Here is a 15,997-nt window from a genome sequence, read left to right on the forward strand (position 1 = left end):
GGGGCGCCATAGAACGCCACCCTCCGCACTCCGTCCAGCACCCCTCATCCGTCTCGGCGCTACGCGCCGATCCACCTTCTTCCACAGGGGGAGAAGGGAAGGGCGCCTGCCATGACCTCCCGCTACCCCGCCATCGCATCAGACATCACAAAACTCTTCGCCGAGCGCGGCACGCATGCGGTAGAGGTGGCGGTGCTGCAGCCGGCCGACCCATTCCTCGACATGGCGGGAGAGGATCTGCGCCGCCGCATTTTTCTCACCGAAAGCGAGACTGGCCTCACACTTTGCCTGCGGCCCGAGTTCACCATTCCGGTCTGCCTCGACCACATCGCCAGCCAGGCCGGCACGCCGCGCCGTTATTCCTATCTCGGCGAGGTATTTCGCCAGCGCCGCGAGGGCGGCAATGAGTTCTTCCAGGCCGGCATCGAGGATCTCGGCGACCGCGACACGCCGCAGGCCGATGCGCGTTCGCTGGCCGATGCGCATGCGCTGCTTTCGCTGGTGCTGCCGGACCAGGCACTGGCGATCACGCTCGGCGACCAGACCATATTCGAAGCGGTACTCGCTGCGCTCGGCCTGCCGCGCGGTTGGCGCATGCGGCTGGCGCGGGCCTTCGGTTCGGCGGCGATGCTGGAGGCAGCGCTTGCCGACCTCGCCAACCCGCCGCGCAACGGCCAGCTCCCCGGCCCGGTCGCTGCCCTTGTCCTCGATGGCGACCTGGAAGCGCTTTCGTCGCACATCGCCGGCGGCATGGAGCAGGCGGGTCTGTCGGCGTCGGCCGGGCGCTCGCCGGCCGACATTGCGCGCCGTCTGATCGAGAAGGCCGAGCTGCGCAGCGTCAGGCTGTCGAACGAGGCGTTTTCGGCGCTGAAGGATTTTCTGGCGATCGACGTGGCGCTCGACGGCGCCGCACTGGCGCTCGAAACCTTTGCGGCCGAAGCCGGCCTTTCGCTGGGTGCGGCGCTGGACAATTTTTCCGCACGCGCCAAGGCGATCGAATCTCTTGGCCTGCCCGCGGCAAAAATCCGCTACGATGCCGCCTTCGGCCGTCCGCTTGATTACTACACCGGCCTGGTCTTCGAGGTCGCGGCGCAAAACGGCGACCGGCCGCTGGCCGGCGGCGGCCGCTATGACCGCTTGCTGACGCTGCTCGGCGCGAAAACGCCGATCCCCGGCGTCGGCTTTTCCGTCTGGCTCGACCGCATCGAAACGTTGCGGGAGAAGGCGCAATGATCACGCTGGCGATCCCGTCGAAGGGCCGGCTCAAGGAGCAGGCGCTGGAGGTGCTGGCCAAGGCCGGGCTTGCCGTCAGCCTGCCCGGCGACGAGCGTAAATACCGCGCCCGCATCGAAGGCGTGGAGAGCGTCGAGGTGGCGTTCCTGTCGGCGTCCGAAATATCGGGCGAGATCGGCCAGGGCTCGGTCGACCTCGGCATCACCGGCGAGGATCTGTTGCGCGAAAGCCTCGCCGACTGGGAGGCGCGCGCGGAGATCGTCGCCCGCCTCGGTTTCGGCAATGCCGACGTCGTGGTGGCGGTCCCCGACATCTGGCTCGACGTCGATACGATGGCCGATCTCGACGATGTCGCCGCCGATTTCCGCCAGCGCCACGGCAGGCGGCTCAGGATCGCCACCAAATACTGGCGGCTGACGCAGCAGTTCTTTTCGCAAAAGCACGGCATCCAGGTCTATCGCATCGTCGAGAGCCTGGGCGCTACCGAAGGCGCGCCGGCGGCGGGATTGGCCGATGTCGTCGTCGACATCACCACGTCAGGCTCGACGCTGCGCGCCAACCATCTGAAGGTGCTCGCCGACGGCGTCATCCTGCGCTCACAGGCCTGCCTAGTTGCATCTAGAAAGACGCGTGCGGCGGCCGACGAGGCAATCCTGCGCGATATAGCGGCGAAGATGGCAGGCGCAATCCCTCCCCCTTGAGGGGAGGGTGCCTCGCGGAGCGAGGCGGGTGGGGTCGTCTCACGTCGAGCACTGCCGCAACGACCTCACCCCTCCATCCGCCTTCGGCGGCTGTCCAACCTCCCCTTAAGGGGAGGGATGGCGCTCCTTAACCATCAACGGGATTTCCACTACCCCTGCAGGCTGATAGACTCGGTCGCCTGCGGAGGAGACGGCGATGCCGATCAATCTCGACGAGTTGAAGAATGCCACCAACCTGCGCGGCCGCCGCCCGCGCAACGGCGCCACGTTCGTCGCGCCGATCGACGGCAGGGCGCATGTATCGGGCGAGCGCACCGTGCCGTTGCTGCAGCAGACCATCCCGGCACTGCTTTCCGATACCGTCAGCAAATACGGCACGCTCGATGCCGCCGTCTTTGTCGACCAGGACAAGCGCTTCACCTGGAGCGAACTTTCAGACACGGTGGACGCGCTGGCCGCAGGCTTCCTGGCCCTTGGCCTGGCAAAAGGCGACCGCGTCGGCATCTGGTCGCCCAACCGCTGGGAATGGCTGGTGACGCAGTTCGCCACCGCGCGCATCGGGCTGATCCTGGTCAACATCAACCCGGCCTACCGGCTGACCGAGCTGGACTATGCGCTGAACAAGGTTGGCTGCCGAGCGCTGGTCACGGCCGTCAAATTCAAGAGCTCCGACTATCTCGGCATGATCGAGACGCTGGCGCCGGAGATCGCGACGGCGACACCGGGCGAGCTCAACGCGAAGAAATTGCCGGCGCTAAAAATCGTCATCCGCATGGGCGAGGAGAACTCGCCGGGCATGTTCAATTTCGCCGACGTGCTGGCGATGGCCGGGCGCGACGAGCATGACAGCCTCGACCGGATCTCCGAGGGGCTGAAGCCCGGTGACGCCATCAACATCCAGTTCACGTCAGGCACGACAGGTGCGCCAAAGGGCGCGACGTTGACCCACAACAACATCGTCAACAATGGCAATTTCGTCACCTCGGCGATCCGGCTGACCGTCGAGGACCGGTTGTGCATCCCGGTGCCGCTCTATCACTGCTTCGGCATGTCGATGGGCACGATCGGCTGCGTCACCAAGGGCGCGACCATGGTTTTCCCCGGCGAGGGCTTTGATGCCGGCGCCACGCTGAAGGCGGTGGCGGGCGAGCGCTGCACCGGCCTCTACGGCGTGCCGACCATGTTCGTCGGCATGCTCGACCATCCGGATTTTGACACCTTCGATCTCACCAGCCTGCGCACCGGCATCATGGCCGGCTCGCCGTGCCCGATCGAGGTGATGAAGAAGGTGGTGTCGCTGATGCACATGGCGGAGGTGACCATCGCCTATGGCATGACCGAGACCAGCCCGGTGTCGTTCCAGAGCAGCGTCGACGATCCGCTGGAAAAGCGCGTCTCGACGGTCGGGCGCGTCCACCCCCATGTCGAGGTCAAGGCGATCGATGCCGATGGCGCCACCGTTGCGGTCGGCGCGCCGGGCGAACTCTGCACGCGCGGCTATTCGGTGATGAAGGGCTATTGGGACGACGAGGAAAAAACCCGCGAGGTGATCGACGCCGACGGCTGGATGCACACCGGCGACCTCGCCACCATCGACGCCGAGGGTTACTGCAATCTCGTCGGCAGGGTCAAGGATATGGTCATCCGCGGCGGCGAGAACGTCTATCCGCGCGAGGTCGAGGAATTTCTCTACCGCCACCCCAAGGTCAGGGAAGTGCAGGTTTTCGGCATTCCCGACCCGAAATACGGCGAGGAGCTTTGTGCCTGGATCGTGCTCAAGCCGGGCCAAATCGCCACCGAGCAGGAGATCAAGGCCTTTTGCGCCGGCCAGATCGCCCACTACAAGATCCCGCGCCACATCCGCTTCCGCACCGAATTGCCGATGACGGTGACCGGCAAGCCGCAGAAGTTTCTCATGCGCGAGGCGATGGTTGACGAACTGGGGCTGGTGACGCCGAAGACCGCCTGAAGCGGGGTGTCCGCATCGCGCCACGCGGCCGTTAGCTCCACGATTCCAAGGCGGGATTCGGTCACCTCGATCTGGCCAAATCAGCAATAGAATTGCCGTCAGAATGGAGTGTCCAAAAATGAAGGTCTTGTTCATTTCGAGTATGGCCATCGTTGCGCCGGATCCAGCCGAGAGCCGCAAGCTCTTCATTGACGTGCTGGGCTTGCCGCTCAAGCGCCACGAGGGCGATGAATACTACTTCAGCGAGAGCATCGGCGGCAGTAAGCATTTTGGCGTATGGCCGCTCTCGCAGGCTGCCGAAGCGTGCTTTGGCACACGCGAGTGGCCGGCAGATCGGCCGATACCGCAAGCCTGTATCGAGTTCGAAGTCGAAACCCCAGACAGCGTTGCTGCCGCCGCGCAGGAGCTTCAGGAAAAAGGGTATGACCTGCTCCATGGTGCACGCACCGAACCCTGGGGCCAGACCGTCGCCCGAGTCCTGACGATTGAAGGAGCAATCGTCGGCATGTCCTATGCACCGTGGATGCACTTCGCTTATCGTCGGGAACCCGGGCCAAAGCGGACAGCGACGTTAAGGTAAGCTGCCCTTTGCGATCGCCCGGGCGAGACGGACGCTTCCGGGGGTGGAGAAAAGCGGTTGGCTACCTATTTCGGAAGAGGGAAACAAGGCCGAAATCTTGGCCTCAAAGCGAAAGGGACCCACAATGGCAAAGAATACGATTTGCCTCTGGTACGATAAGGACGCCGAGGCTGCCGCCCGCTTCTACTCCGAGATCTTTCCTGACAGCGTGGTGAGTGCCGTGGACCGTGCACCCAGTGACTACCCGGCCGGCAAAGAGGGCGACGTGTTGACGGTCGAATTCACAGTTGCGGGCCTTCCTTGTATCGGCCTCAACGGGGGTCCCGAGTTCAAGCACAACGAAGCCTTCTCGTTCCAGATCGCCACCGACGATCAGGAGGAGACCGACCGCTATTGGAATGCCATCGTCGGCAACGGCGGCCAGGAGAGCGTGTGCGGCTGGTGCAAAGACAAATGGGGAATTTCCTGGCAAATCATTCCGCGTGTACTGACTGACGCGATTGCGGCTGGCGGCGACGAGGCAAAGCGCGCGTTTGATGCCATGATGACCATGGTGAAAATCGACGTCGCCGCGATCGAGGCGGCGCGGCGCGGTTGACGCTCTATCGCGTCTTGCGGCCAAATTGCTGCCAGAGCGTGTCAGCTCGCCACCCAGTGCGGAAGTCGCCAGCTTGCATTGCGGCGACGATCAGTCACCTACGATTGGGTAGCGCCAAATGCGGACCTCTGTATCCTTGGCGAGAGCGGTCATTCAGTAGCGAGATGCGTAACTGCTACTCGCCCACTGCTTGGGAAAATCCCAGCACCTGTCCTTAAGAGAGAACCGCACTAGTTTAGGCGATAGGACGTGCGCTGCAATTTTTGCTGGGCCGTCTTTGAGTGGCTATTGTCGGACGTGGGTTTGAAAAGCCCGACACCTTTGGGAGGAACCGATGACCAAAGCAAGGATCCAGAATATGAGGTCGCGCCGCAAGTTCCTTGGCGAGGCGGCCGTGGCAGCTGCGGCGATCGTTGCCGCGCCGAGCGTCGTCAAGGCACAGGGGCCGGTCAACATGCGCTGGCAGAGCACATGGCCTTCCAAGGATATCTTTCACGAATTCGCGCTCGATTTCGCCAAGAAGGTCAACGACATGACCGGCGGCGACCTGAAGATCGAGGTGCTGCCGGCGGGCGCCGTGGTGCCGGCCTTCGGCCTGCTCGACGCGGTGTCGCAAGGAACGCTCGACGGCGGCCACGGCGTGGTCGTCTATCACTATGGCAAACAGTCGGCGCTGGCGCTGTGGGGTTCCGGTCCGGGCTTCGCCATGGATGCCAACATGCTGCTCGCCTGGCACAAATATGGCGGCGGCAAGGAGCTGCTCGCAAAGCTCTATGAATCGATCGGCGCCAATGTCGTTTCGTTCCTCTACGGGCCGATGCCGACGCAGCCGCTCGGCTGGTTCAAGAAGCCGGTGGCGAAGGCCGAGGATCTCCAGGGCCTGAAATTCCGCACCGTCGGCATCTCGATCGACGTCTTCACCGCGCTCGGTGCCGCAGTCAACGCGTTGCCGGCCGGCGAGATCGTCGCGGCTCTGGATCGCGGCCTGATCGACGCGGCCGAGTTCAACAACGCCTCGTCCGATCGGGTCCTCGGCTTCCCGGACGTCTCCAAGATCTGCATGCTGCAAAGCTATCATCAGAATGCCGAGCAGTTCGAGATCTTGTTCAACAGGGCGAAATACGACGCCTTGCCTGACCAGATGAAGGCCATCATCACCAATGCGGTCGAGGCGGCCTCGCAGGACATGCACTGGAAGGCGATCGACCGCTATTCGAAAGACTATGTGGAGATGCAGACGACCGATAAGGTCAAATTCTACAAGACGCCGGAGGCGATCCTCAAGAAACAATTGGAGGTCTACGACGAGGTCGTGAAGAAGAAGGCGGCGGAAAACCCGGCTTTCAAGGAAATCATCCTCTCCCAGATCGCCTTTGCCGAGCGGGCAACGCGGTGGGAGCAGGACACCGTCGTCGGCCGGCGGCTGGCGTTCGATCACTACTTCGGACAGGGCGGCGTGGCGAAGGAGTTCTGACCCGAAAGTTCGGGCATCACCGGGCAGCGGCCCGGTGATGCTTCTGACCAAGGTACCCGTCATCCGGGGGCGCGCATGAACGTCCAGCATTTCCTGAATACAGTCGATGCAATCAGCACGTGGGTCGGCAAGGCCGCGGCGTGGCTTATCATCGGGCTGATGACGCTGGTCTGCGTCGAGGTCTTCAAGCGCTACATCCTGAACATGCCCACGGCATGGATATTCGACGCCAGCAACATGTTCTACGGCTCGCTGTTCATGCTCGCCGGAGCCTATGCGCTGGCGCAGAATGCACATGTGCGCGGCGACTTTCTATACAGCTCGATGCAGCCCCGGACTCAAGCCGCGCTCGATCTGTTGTTGTATGTGGTTTTCTTCCTGCCGGGGATCGCGGCGCTCGTCTATGCAGGCTACGACTATGCCGCGATTTCTTGGCGGATCGGGGAGCATTCGACCGTGACAGCGGAGGGTCCGCCGATCTACCATTTCAAGTCGGTCATTCCGCTGGCCGGCGCCTTGGTGATGCTCCAGGGTGTGGCGGAGATCGTGCGCTGCATCGTCTGTCTCAGGGCCGGGCAATGGCCCAGCCGGCGCAAGGACGTTGCGGAGATCGACGTCGTGGAGGAACAGCTCGCGCTTAGCGAATATGTGGATGAAGAGACGCGCAAGACCGCGATCGAGCGCGCACAAAAGATAGACGAGCAAGCGCGCCAGCGCGGAATGGGTGGAGACCTGCAGAGTTGAGCGATCCAGCCCTCGGACTCACGATGCTTATGCTCATCGTGGTCGTCATAGTCATGGGTTTCCCGACAGCCTTCACGCTGATGGGCCTTGGCATGTTTTTCGGGTTCTACGCGTTCTACAACCCGGCGGAGCACTGGATCGACAACCGCGTCTTCGATCTGATGGTCCAGCGCACCTATGGGGCAATGACCAATGACGTTCTGATCTCCATCCCGCTTTTCGTGCTCATGGGATATGTGATGGAACGCGGGGCGCTGGTCGACAAGATGTTCTACAGCATCCAGCTTTCGTTCCGACGAGTACCGGCGTCGCTGGCCATCGCTACGCTCATCGTCTGCACCTTCTGGGGCATCGCCAGTGGCCTCGTCGGCGCCGTTGTGGTTTTGATGGGGGTGATTGCCTTCAATCCGATGCTGCGCGCCGGATACGATGTGAAGCTCGCTTCCGGCGTGATCACCGCGGGCGGCACGCTGGGCATCCTGATCCCGCCGTCAGTCATGATCATCGTCTATGCGGCAGTTGCAGGCCAGTCCGTCGTGAAGCTCTATGCCGCGGCGATGTTCCCCGGTTTTTTCCTCGCCTTCCTCTATCTCATCTACATTCTTGGCTGGGCGACAATCAGTCCGAAGATCGCCCCGCCTTTGCCGGAGAATCAAACAAAGGTTCCCGTGCCTGCGTGGATGCGAAGCCTTCAGACAGTTTACTCGCGCAACATGCTTGTTGGACTTCTTTCCGCATTGTTCTCGCCGTCCAGGGCGATGGCGCTCGAGACGGAGAACGGACGCCTCACATATTGGGTGCTGTTCAAGAATTTCTGCGCTGCGCTGGTACCCCTCGCCTTGACAGCACTCACCCTCCTGCTGGTGTGGTGGTATGTCGTCATCCATCCGCAGGCATCGGCCGACGTCGAAGCTCCAGAGGGATTGGAGCAGCTCGGCGCTCCGGCAGTGGAGGAACTCGGCGCACCCGCAGTGGACGCAGGGCCGGCAACCAGCTTCTACGCCACCTTCGGCATCATCGCAGCACTCGCTGCAGTGGTGCTCGTCCGTTACTACCGGAACATGACTGCCGAACGGCTCGAGGTCGTAAAGCTCCTGGTCTCGTCGGTCATGCCGCTGGCCATACTTACTGTCGTCGTGCTCGGCGTCATCCTATTCGGAATCACGACGGCGACCGAGTCCGCGGCAGTCGGCGCCGCTGGTGCCTTTCTGCTGGCGTTACAGGCCCGAACGCTCGACTGGAAGCGCATCAAGGAAGCAGTGTTCCTGACGGCCAAGACCACAGCCATGGTTTGCTGGCTCTTTGTCGGCTCGGCGCTGTTCTCCGCCGTTTTTGCGATCCTCGGCGGCCAGGCACTTCTCGAGCAATGGGTACTCGCGCTCGACCTGACGCCCGTGCAGTTCATGATCCTGTCGCAGGCGATCATCTTCATTCTCGGCTGGCCGCTCGAATGGACCGAGATCATCATCATCTTCGTGCCGATCTTCCTACCGATGCTGACGCACTTCGACATCGATCCGGTTCTCTGGGGCGTGCTCGTTTTCGTCAATCTGCAGGCGGCGTTCCTGTCACCCCCGGTCGCGATGTCGGCCTACTATCTCAAAGGCGTTTCGCCTCCGCATGTCACGCTCAACCAGATATTCGCCGGGATGATGCCCTACATGCTGATCGTCATCCTTTGCATGATCCTCATGTATATCTGGCCCGGCATGGCGCTGTGGCTTCCGAACTATCTTTACGGCGGCTGAGAAAGACTCCGTTCTCGGACGCCTTCCGCGACCGCGCGTTTTCGGCCGCTTCGACCCACGGGATGTCCTTTTGAACGCTAAAGCAGGATCTCGGAGATACAGGCGATCGGAAGGTCTACATCGGCGCGAGCGAATGACGGCTTAGGGTATGGGCGTGAACTCGGCCGAGGGCGAACGAGCTTCGGCAACAGGCTCATAACAGACTTTCCGTTGGATCGTACGACGCGCCTCACGCCGCCAGCACCGCCTCATCCAGTCCGCGGATGATCTTGGCCAGCTCAACAAACTCGTCGTGCCGGACCTTGTTGCGCCGCTGCGGCTTCGGTTCCTGGAACGGCACGATCTTCAGATCGCGCATGTTGGCAAAGGCTAAACCGCCGGTCCTTCGAGCCCGCTTCTCTCGTGCGATTCCCACAGGTACCAGCCGAGGACGGTACCGAAGAAGAATGTGTGGGCAATGAACTGCACGACCGGGCTTGCTTGCAGGAACCAGGGGAAAGCGATCGGCGCGATCACATAGAAATTGACGAGCCACAAGGCGAGGCCAAAGATGCTGCCGAGACCGATGAAGGCTGCTCGCCCTCGCAGCATTGCGGCAATCTCCCCGAACACGATCCCATAGGCGATGGCCAGGATCAAATGCACGACCACGCCAGCGATGCTGGCCGTCAGGAGCGGGTAGCCGGGATCGAGAGCTTCCGGTCCAAGCGCGATGGCGCCGATCATGCGCAGGGGCATGAAGAACGCTTCCGCCCCCATCATGAACGCACTCGCCGCCATTTCGAACGCCGCAAAGACGATGCCTGCGACAATGCCCGCAACGGCCCCCTGCTGGAGTCCCCATCGGATGTCGCGCGGCGTCACCGGCGTATGGATGTAATCACGGTAAGCCATAACACTGCTCCCTGTCCTGGACGCAGACTTCTCCGCAAAATCAATGCCGTAGACGCGTCGACGGTTCCGGGCGTTCGGTACAATTCACGGTGATTTGATTGAAGTTGACGTTTCCCAGGCCGAGCGGACGGGGAATGATACGTCCCCGTAGCATACACTGACTGCGCCCCCTAACTCTCTCCGCACCCGTTGCACGCTCCACCTGGAATGCCTGAGATCCCGAACGCCATCCTTCAGGAGGTGCAGCTGCTTTCGTCCCCTTGGCGTATTCCTGACTCTCAGTGCGATGATTTGAACATTTGCTTTGGGTCATAGCAGACTTTCCATTGGATGGTGCGACGCGCCTCACGCCGCCAGCACCGCCGCATCCAGCCCACGAATAATCTTCGCCAGTTCGACACATTCGTCGTGCCGGACCTTGTTGCGTCGCCAGGCGAGGCAGATCGTGCGCTGCGGCATCGGCTCCTGGAACGGCACGATCTTCAGATCGCGCATGGCGCTGGCCGGTCCTGCCGCCATTTCCGGGATGAGCGTGACGCCGAGCCCGTGCGCCACCATCTGCAGCAACGTCGTCAGGCTGGTCGCGCCATAGCTTGCCATTGCCACCGGCCGCACGCTGCCGCAGACGGCAAGCGCCTGTTCGCGCAGGCAATGGCCTTCCTCAAGCAGCATCAGCCTTTCCAATGCCGGGCTTTCCGGCGGAACCGGCGGCGAGGCGAAGGCGGGGTCGCCGGCCGGTACGGCAAGGAAGAACCGGTCGGAGAAAAGCGCCTCGGTGATCAGCCCGGGCTGTTCGAGGGGAAGCGCCGCTATGAAGGCGTCGAGCTTTCCCAGGGCGGTGTCCTCGACCAGCGACGCGGTCACCGCTTCGCGCAGTTCGAGCTGCAAGGCCGGGAAATGCCGTTTCAGCTCCGGCAGCACATGCGGCAGCAGATAGGGCGCCACCGTCGGGATGATGCCGAGCCGGAAGCGTCCCTCCATGGCGGGGCGGCCACGCCGGGCCGTGGTCTCGATTTCGCGGATGTCGGCAAGAATACGCTCGATACGCGGCAGCATGGCCAGTGCCTCGTCGGTCATCCGCACCGATTTGCCGCCGCGCTCGAACAGCCGGCAGGTGAGCCGCAGCTCCATTTCGGCAATCTGTGAGGACAGCGCCGGCTGGCTGACGCCGGCCAGCTTCGCGGCGCGGCCGAAATGCAGCGTCTGCGCCAGCGCCTCGAAATATTGCATTTGCCGGACGGTGAGACCAATCATAAGGAAAACCTATCGCAACAAACAGGAAAGGCAATTTGTTTTTATCGGCAATGCGGCCTAGTCTGGAACCGTTCCAGAATGGCGTGGCTCAGGGCCCGTCCGGAAAATCAACAAATCCCCGGAAAATCAACAAATCCCGGAAAACGACAAATCGGAGAGAACGATGGACGCAAAGACCGATGACACCAGCGCGGGAAAATGCCCGGTCGTGCACACGACTGTCGCCAGGGCCAACCGTGACTGGTGGCCGAACCAGCTGAATGTGCAGGTACTCCACCAGCAATCCGCACTGTCCGATCCAATGGGCGAGGCGTTCGACTACGCCAAGGAATTCAGGAGTCTCGATCTGAACGCCGTGATCAAGGACCTGCATGCGCTGATGACGGACTCGCAGGAGTGGTGGCCGGCCGACTTTGGCCATTACGGGCCGCTGTTCATCCGCATGGCCTGGCACAGCGCCGGCACCTACCGTATCGGCGACGGCCGTGGCGGTGCCGGAGCCGGCCAGCAGCGCTTCGCGCCGCTCAACAGCTGGCCGGACAACGTCAACCTCGACAAGGCCCGCCGGCTGCTGTGGCCGATCAAGCAGAAATACGGCCGCAAGATCTCCTGGGCCGACCTGATGATTCTCACCGGCAACGTCGCCCTGGAATCGATGGGCTTCAAGACCTTCGGTTTTGCCGGCGGTCGCGCCGATGTCTGGGAGCCCGAACAGGACATCTACTGGGGCCCGGAAGGCAAATGGCTGGCCGACGAGCGCTACAGCGGCGACCGCGATCTCCAGAACCCTCTCGCAGCCGTACAGATGGGTCTGATCTATGTGAACCCGGAAGGGCCGAACGGCAACCCGGATCCGTTGGCCGCGGCGCGCGACATTCGCGAGACCTTCGCGCGCATGGCAATGAACGACGAGGAGACCGTCGCACTCATCGCCGGCGGACACACCTTCGGCAAGACCCACGGCGCCGGCGATGCGACGCTGGTGGGTCCGGAGCCTGAAGCCGCCGGCATCGAAGAGCAGGGCCTCGGCTGGGCGAGCACGTTTGGCACCGGCAAAGGCGGTGACGCGATCGGCAGCGGCCTGGAAGTGACCTGGACGACGACGCCGACCAAATGGGGCAACAACTTCTTCGACAATTTGTTCGGCTTCGAATGGGAGCTGACCAAGAGCCCGGCCGGGGCGCACCAGTGGACGCCGAAGGGCGACGCCGGCGCCGGCACCGTGCCGGATGCGCACGATGCAGCCAAGCGTCACGCGCCATCGATGCTGACCACCGACCTCGCTTTGCGGTTCGATCCTGCCTACGAAAAGATCTCGCGGCGCTTCCATCAGAATCCGGACCAGTTCGCCGATGCCTTCGCCCGCGCGTGGTACAAACTGACCCACCGCGACATGGGCCCGATCGTGCGCTATCTCGGCCCGCTCGTTCCCAAGGAAGAGCTGCCGTGGCAGGATCCTATCCCTGCCGTCGATCATGTTCTGGTCGATGAGCTGGATGTGGCCGCCCTGAAGGCGAAGATCCTCTCCTCCGGCCTTTCGGTGCCGCAGCTGGTGTCCACGGCCTGGGCGTCCGCCTCGACGTTCCGTGGCTCCGACAAGCGCGGTGGCGCCAACGGCGCGCGCATTCGCCTGGGGCCGCAGAAGGATTGGGACGTCAACCAGCCGGCTCAGCTGGCCAAGGTCCTGCAGAAACTCGAAGCGATCCAGAAGGAGTTCAATACTTCGCAGTCCGGCGACAAGAAAGTCTCGCTTGCCGACCTGATCGTCATTGGCGGCGGCGCCGCAATCGAAAAGGCCGCGAAGGACGCCGGCAACGACGTGAAGGTTCCGTTCACGCCGGGTCGCATGGATGCCTCGCAGGAGCAGACCGACGTCGACTCCTTCGCCCCGCTCGAACCGACCGCCGACGGTTTCCGCAATTATCTGCGCGGCCCGCAGCGTTTGTCGCCCGAGGAGGCGCTGGTGGACCGGGCGCAATTGCTGACGCTGACGGCGCCGGAGATGACGGTCCTCGTCGGCGGCCTGCGTGTGCTCGGCGCAAATACCGACCAGTCAACGCACGGCGTCTTCACCAAACGGCCTGAGACGCTGACCAATGACTTCTTCCTCAACCTGCTCGACATGGGCACGGTGTGGAAGTCGACATCGGACGCCAAGGAATTGTTCGAAGGATGCGACCGGGCAACAGGCGAGCTCAAGTGGAGCGGCACCCGCGTCGACCTCATCTTCGGCTCGCATTCCCAGCTGCGCGCCCTAGCAGAAGTCTATGCGACCGCGGACGCCAAGGAGAAATTTGCCAACGACTTCGTGGCGGCGTGGAACAAGGTGATGAACGCCGATCGCTTCGAACTCGCCTGATCTAGGAGCATGATCCCGAAAAGTGGAATCCGGCTTTCGGAAAAGATCATGCTCAATAGAAAGACAGAGCCCCATCCCGATTCCATCGGGATGGGGCTCTAGCTAGCGCCAAGGCGCTCTGGCCACAAAAAGGCGCGGGCTTGGCCCCGCGCCTTTTTGTTTTGAGGCTTCTTTCGGCCGTCAGTCCTTCTCGAAGATGCGTGTCTTGGCGACCACGCCGGCAATGGCGCCGCCGATCAGCGGTGCGACGATGAACAGCCAGAGCTGGCCGATCGCGGCACCGCCCGAAAACAGCGCCGGGCCAATCGAGCGGGCCGGGTTGAGCGATGTGCCGGTCACCGGAATCATGGCGAAGTGCAGTCCTGCCAGTGTCAGGCCGATAACGAGACCGGCAAAGGCCGTCGTATGGCTGGCGCTGGTGACGCCGAGGATCACCGTGACAAAGGTGAAGGTTCCGATCAGCTCCCACAGGAACGCCGAGCTGACGCCCCATTTCGTCGTATCCCAGCCATTGGCGCCGAAGCCGCCGGTGTGTCCGCCGACTTGTCCGGAGACGATGATCCACAGCGCCAGCGACGCAATGATGGCGCCGATGACCTGTGCGATCCAGTACGGGATGACGTCCTTGGCCTGCATTCGGCCGGCGAGGAACACGCCGAGCGTCACCGCCGGGTTGAGATGCGCGCCCGAGATCGGGCCGATCGCATAGGCCGCCGCAATCAGGCCGATGCCGAATGCTAGACCGATGCCCTCCTGGCCCAGCGGCAGCGCGCCACCGAAGCCGCCCGTCACCACCGAAGCCGTGCCGATGAACACCAGTAGAAATGTGCCTAGAACTTCCGCCAGATAAGTCTTCATTGCCCTCTCCTCGCAATTTCCCGCCGATCCGCTTGCAGTTCTTCGCGAATCACGCAGCGGAAGACTACCGCAACTTCAAAAGTTTGAAAGTACAAGCAATGCGCCGGTTGAAGTCTCGGATGCCGACAAGGCATTCGATCTGATATCCAAGACTCTCCCCGCTTGTGTGCGCCAGTCGAGCGCTTTAGAGCAGGGCCGGAAATAATTTGCTGAGTAACGGAATAACAAGATGCGACTGGGCGGACGGCTGGCGGCGGCCATCGAAGTGCTGGAGGATATCGGCCGGCGGCACCGGCCGGTGGCCGATGCGCTGAAGGATTGGGGCCTGTCGCACCGCTTCGCCGGCGGCGGCGATCGCGCCGCTATCGGCAACATCGTCTACGACGGGCTGCGCCGGAAGCGCTCGGCCGGCTTTTTGCTGGGCGAAGATACGCCGCGCGCCGTCGCTTTCGGCGCGCTGCTGCTCGAATGGAACCAGACTGCGCAATCGCTGAACGAAGTGCTCGACGGCGACAAATTCGCGCCGCCGCTGCTCAACGACAATGAGTTGCAAGCGGTTGCCGGCCGCCGGCTCGACGCTGCGCCGCCAGCGGTGCGGGCCGATATTCCGGATTGGTGCGAACCGCTTTTCGAGCAGGCCTTCGGTGCCAGCTGGGTCGATGAAGGTGCGGCGCTGGCGACCCGCCCACCGCTCGACCTCAGGGTCAACACGCTGCAGGCCGATCGCGGCAAGGTGCTCGCTGAACTGGCCGAGACCGGCGCCAAGGCTGCACGGATAGCGCCGCACGGCATCCGCATCCCGCCGATCGCGGGCGACGGCAGGCACCCGAACGTGCAGGCGGAACCGGCCTTCCAGAAAGGCTGGTTCGAGGTTCAGGACGAAGGTTCGCAGCTCGCCGCCATGCTGGCTGGCGCCGAGGCCGGAATGCAGGTCCTCGACTTTTGCGCCGGAGCCGGCGGCAAGACGCTGGCACTGTCGGCGGCGATGGACAATCGCGGCCAGGTGTTTGCCCATGATGCCGAAAAGGCGCGGCTGGCGCCGATCTTCGACCGCATCCGCCGCTCGGAAAACCGCAACGTGCAAATCGTCACCAAGCCGGCGGAACTCAGCCCCCTCTCGCGCCACATGGATATCGTCCTGGTCGACGCGCCCTGCACCGGCAGCGGCACTTGGCGGCGCCGGCCCGATGCCAAATGGCGGCTGTCGCAGAAGCAGCTCGATGCACGCAAGGGCGAGCAATCGGCGATCCTCGACGCGGCCAAAGCCTTCGTCAAACCCGGCGGGCTGCTGGTCTACATCACCTGCTCGGTGTTCGACGAGGAGAATGGCGAGCAGGTCGCTGCCTTCCTGGATCGTAACAGCGGCTTTGCCCCGGTCGATCACCGCCAGCTCTGGGACAGCCGCTTTCCGGGCCACGAGACGGCCGCGCGTATCGGCGCCGCGGGCGGCATTTCGCTGTCGCCGGCGCTGAGCGGTACCGATGGGTTTTATGTCTGCGCACTGCGCAAGGGCGGCTGAACGTTGCCGGCGGCCTGATTGCTGCAGTGCAGCAATAGCGATTGCCTGCCGCTCATGCCTCTGCAA

The 15,997-nt window shown here is 63.0% G+C and carries 13 protein-coding genes and 1 pseudogene; 10 read left to right on the forward strand and 4 right to left on the reverse strand.

Annotated elements, in window-relative coordinates; translation table 11 throughout:
* Positions 1–111 precede the first annotated feature (111 nt).
* The 8 genes from BQ8482_RS06595 (at position 112) to BQ8482_RS06630 (ending at position 9,047) form a co-directional block, all read left to right on the forward strand.
* Positions 112–1,233: an ATP phosphoribosyltransferase regulatory subunit gene (locus BQ8482_RS06595; RefSeq protein WP_123146739.1), complete on the forward strand. Its 1,122-nt coding sequence runs from the start codon at positions 112–114 to the stop codon at positions 1,231–1,233.
* Positions 1,230–1,934: an ATP phosphoribosyltransferase gene (hisG, locus tag BQ8482_RS06600; protein ID WP_095494940.1), complete on the forward strand. Its 705-nt coding sequence runs from the start codon at positions 1,230–1,232 to the stop codon at positions 1,932–1,934. Before BQ8482_RS06595 ends, hisG begins: the two co-directional genes overlap by 4 nt.
* Before the next feature lie 196 nt (positions 1,935–2,130).
* Entirely contained in the window at positions 2,131–3,903 is a 1,773-nt protein-coding gene (locus tag BQ8482_RS06605; protein ID WP_123146740.1) for an AMP-binding protein, read from the forward strand.
* A gap of 118 nt (positions 3,904–4,021) precedes the next feature.
* Positions 4,022–4,483, forward strand: a complete 462-nt coding sequence (locus BQ8482_RS06610; protein WP_123146741.1) for a VOC family protein — start codon at positions 4,022–4,024, stop codon at positions 4,481–4,483.
* Between the two features lie 124 nt (positions 4,484–4,607).
* Complete coding sequence (locus tag BQ8482_RS06615; RefSeq protein WP_123146742.1) at positions 4,608–5,081, forward strand: VOC family protein; 474 nt, start codon at positions 4,608–4,610, stop codon at positions 5,079–5,081.
* Between the two features lie 334 nt (positions 5,082–5,415).
* A complete protein-coding gene (locus tag BQ8482_RS06620) occupies positions 5,416–6,555 on the forward strand; it encodes a TRAP transporter substrate-binding protein (RefSeq protein WP_123146743.1) in 1,140 nt (379 codons plus the stop codon).
* 75 nt (positions 6,556–6,630) lie between these two features.
* Positions 6,631–7,299 carry a TRAP transporter small permease subunit gene (locus BQ8482_RS06625; protein ID WP_123146744.1) on the forward strand — a complete coding sequence of 223 codons (669 nt, stop codon included), beginning with the start codon at positions 6,631–6,633 and terminating at the stop codon, positions 7,297–7,299.
* A complete protein-coding gene (locus BQ8482_RS06630) occupies positions 7,296–9,047 on the forward strand; it encodes a TRAP transporter large permease (RefSeq protein ID WP_123146745.1) in 1,752 nt (583 codons plus the stop codon). Before BQ8482_RS06625 ends, BQ8482_RS06630 begins: the two co-directional genes overlap by 4 nt.
* Positions 9,048–9,276: 229 nt before the next feature.
* On the opposite strand, the pseudogene BQ8482_RS40010 reads toward BQ8482_RS06630, so the two are convergent.
* The 3 genes and pseudogenes from BQ8482_RS40010 to BQ8482_RS06645 form a co-directional block, all read right to left on the reverse strand.
* A pseudogene (locus BQ8482_RS40010) lies at positions 9,277–9,405 on the reverse strand (hydrogen peroxide-inducible genes activator); the annotation flags it as partial.
* Between the two features lie 11 nt (positions 9,406–9,416).
* Positions 9,417–9,941, reverse strand: a complete 525-nt coding sequence (locus tag BQ8482_RS06640; RefSeq protein ID WP_123146746.1) for a hypothetical protein — start codon at positions 9,939–9,941, stop codon at positions 9,417–9,419.
* A gap of 345 nt (positions 9,942–10,286) precedes the next feature.
* Positions 10,287–11,195 (reverse strand): hydrogen peroxide-inducible genes activator, encoded by a 909-nt coding sequence (locus BQ8482_RS06645; protein ID WP_123146747.1) that lies wholly within the window; start codon positions 11,193–11,195, stop codon positions 10,287–10,289.
* A 163-nt stretch (positions 11,196–11,358) separates the two neighbouring features.
* On the opposite strand from BQ8482_RS06645, the gene katG reads away from it, so the two are divergent.
* Positions 11,359–13,554, forward strand: a complete 2,196-nt coding sequence (gene katG / locus BQ8482_RS06650) for a catalase/peroxidase HPI (RefSeq protein ID WP_123146748.1) — start codon at positions 11,359–11,361, stop codon at positions 13,552–13,554.
* A 180-nt stretch (positions 13,555–13,734) separates the two neighbouring features.
* Here the strand turns inward: katG and BQ8482_RS06655 are convergent, their stop codons facing one another.
* Positions 13,735–14,412: an MIP/aquaporin family protein gene (locus tag BQ8482_RS06655; protein WP_123146749.1), complete on the reverse strand. Its 678-nt coding sequence runs from the start codon at positions 14,410–14,412 to the stop codon at positions 13,735–13,737.
* A gap of 229 nt (positions 14,413–14,641) precedes the next feature.
* On the opposite strand from BQ8482_RS06655, the gene BQ8482_RS06660 reads away from it, so the two are divergent.
* Positions 14,642–15,931: an RsmB/NOP family class I SAM-dependent RNA methyltransferase gene (locus tag BQ8482_RS06660; RefSeq protein WP_123146750.1), complete on the forward strand. Its 1,290-nt coding sequence runs from the start codon at positions 14,642–14,644 to the stop codon at positions 15,929–15,931.
* The last annotated feature ends 66 nt before the right edge of the window (positions 15,932–15,997 follow it).

Origin of the sequence: Mesorhizobium delmotii (assembly GCF_900149755.1) — a bacterium.
GTDB lineage: Bacteria > Pseudomonadota > Alphaproteobacteria > Rhizobiales > Rhizobiaceae > Mesorhizobium > Mesorhizobium delmotii.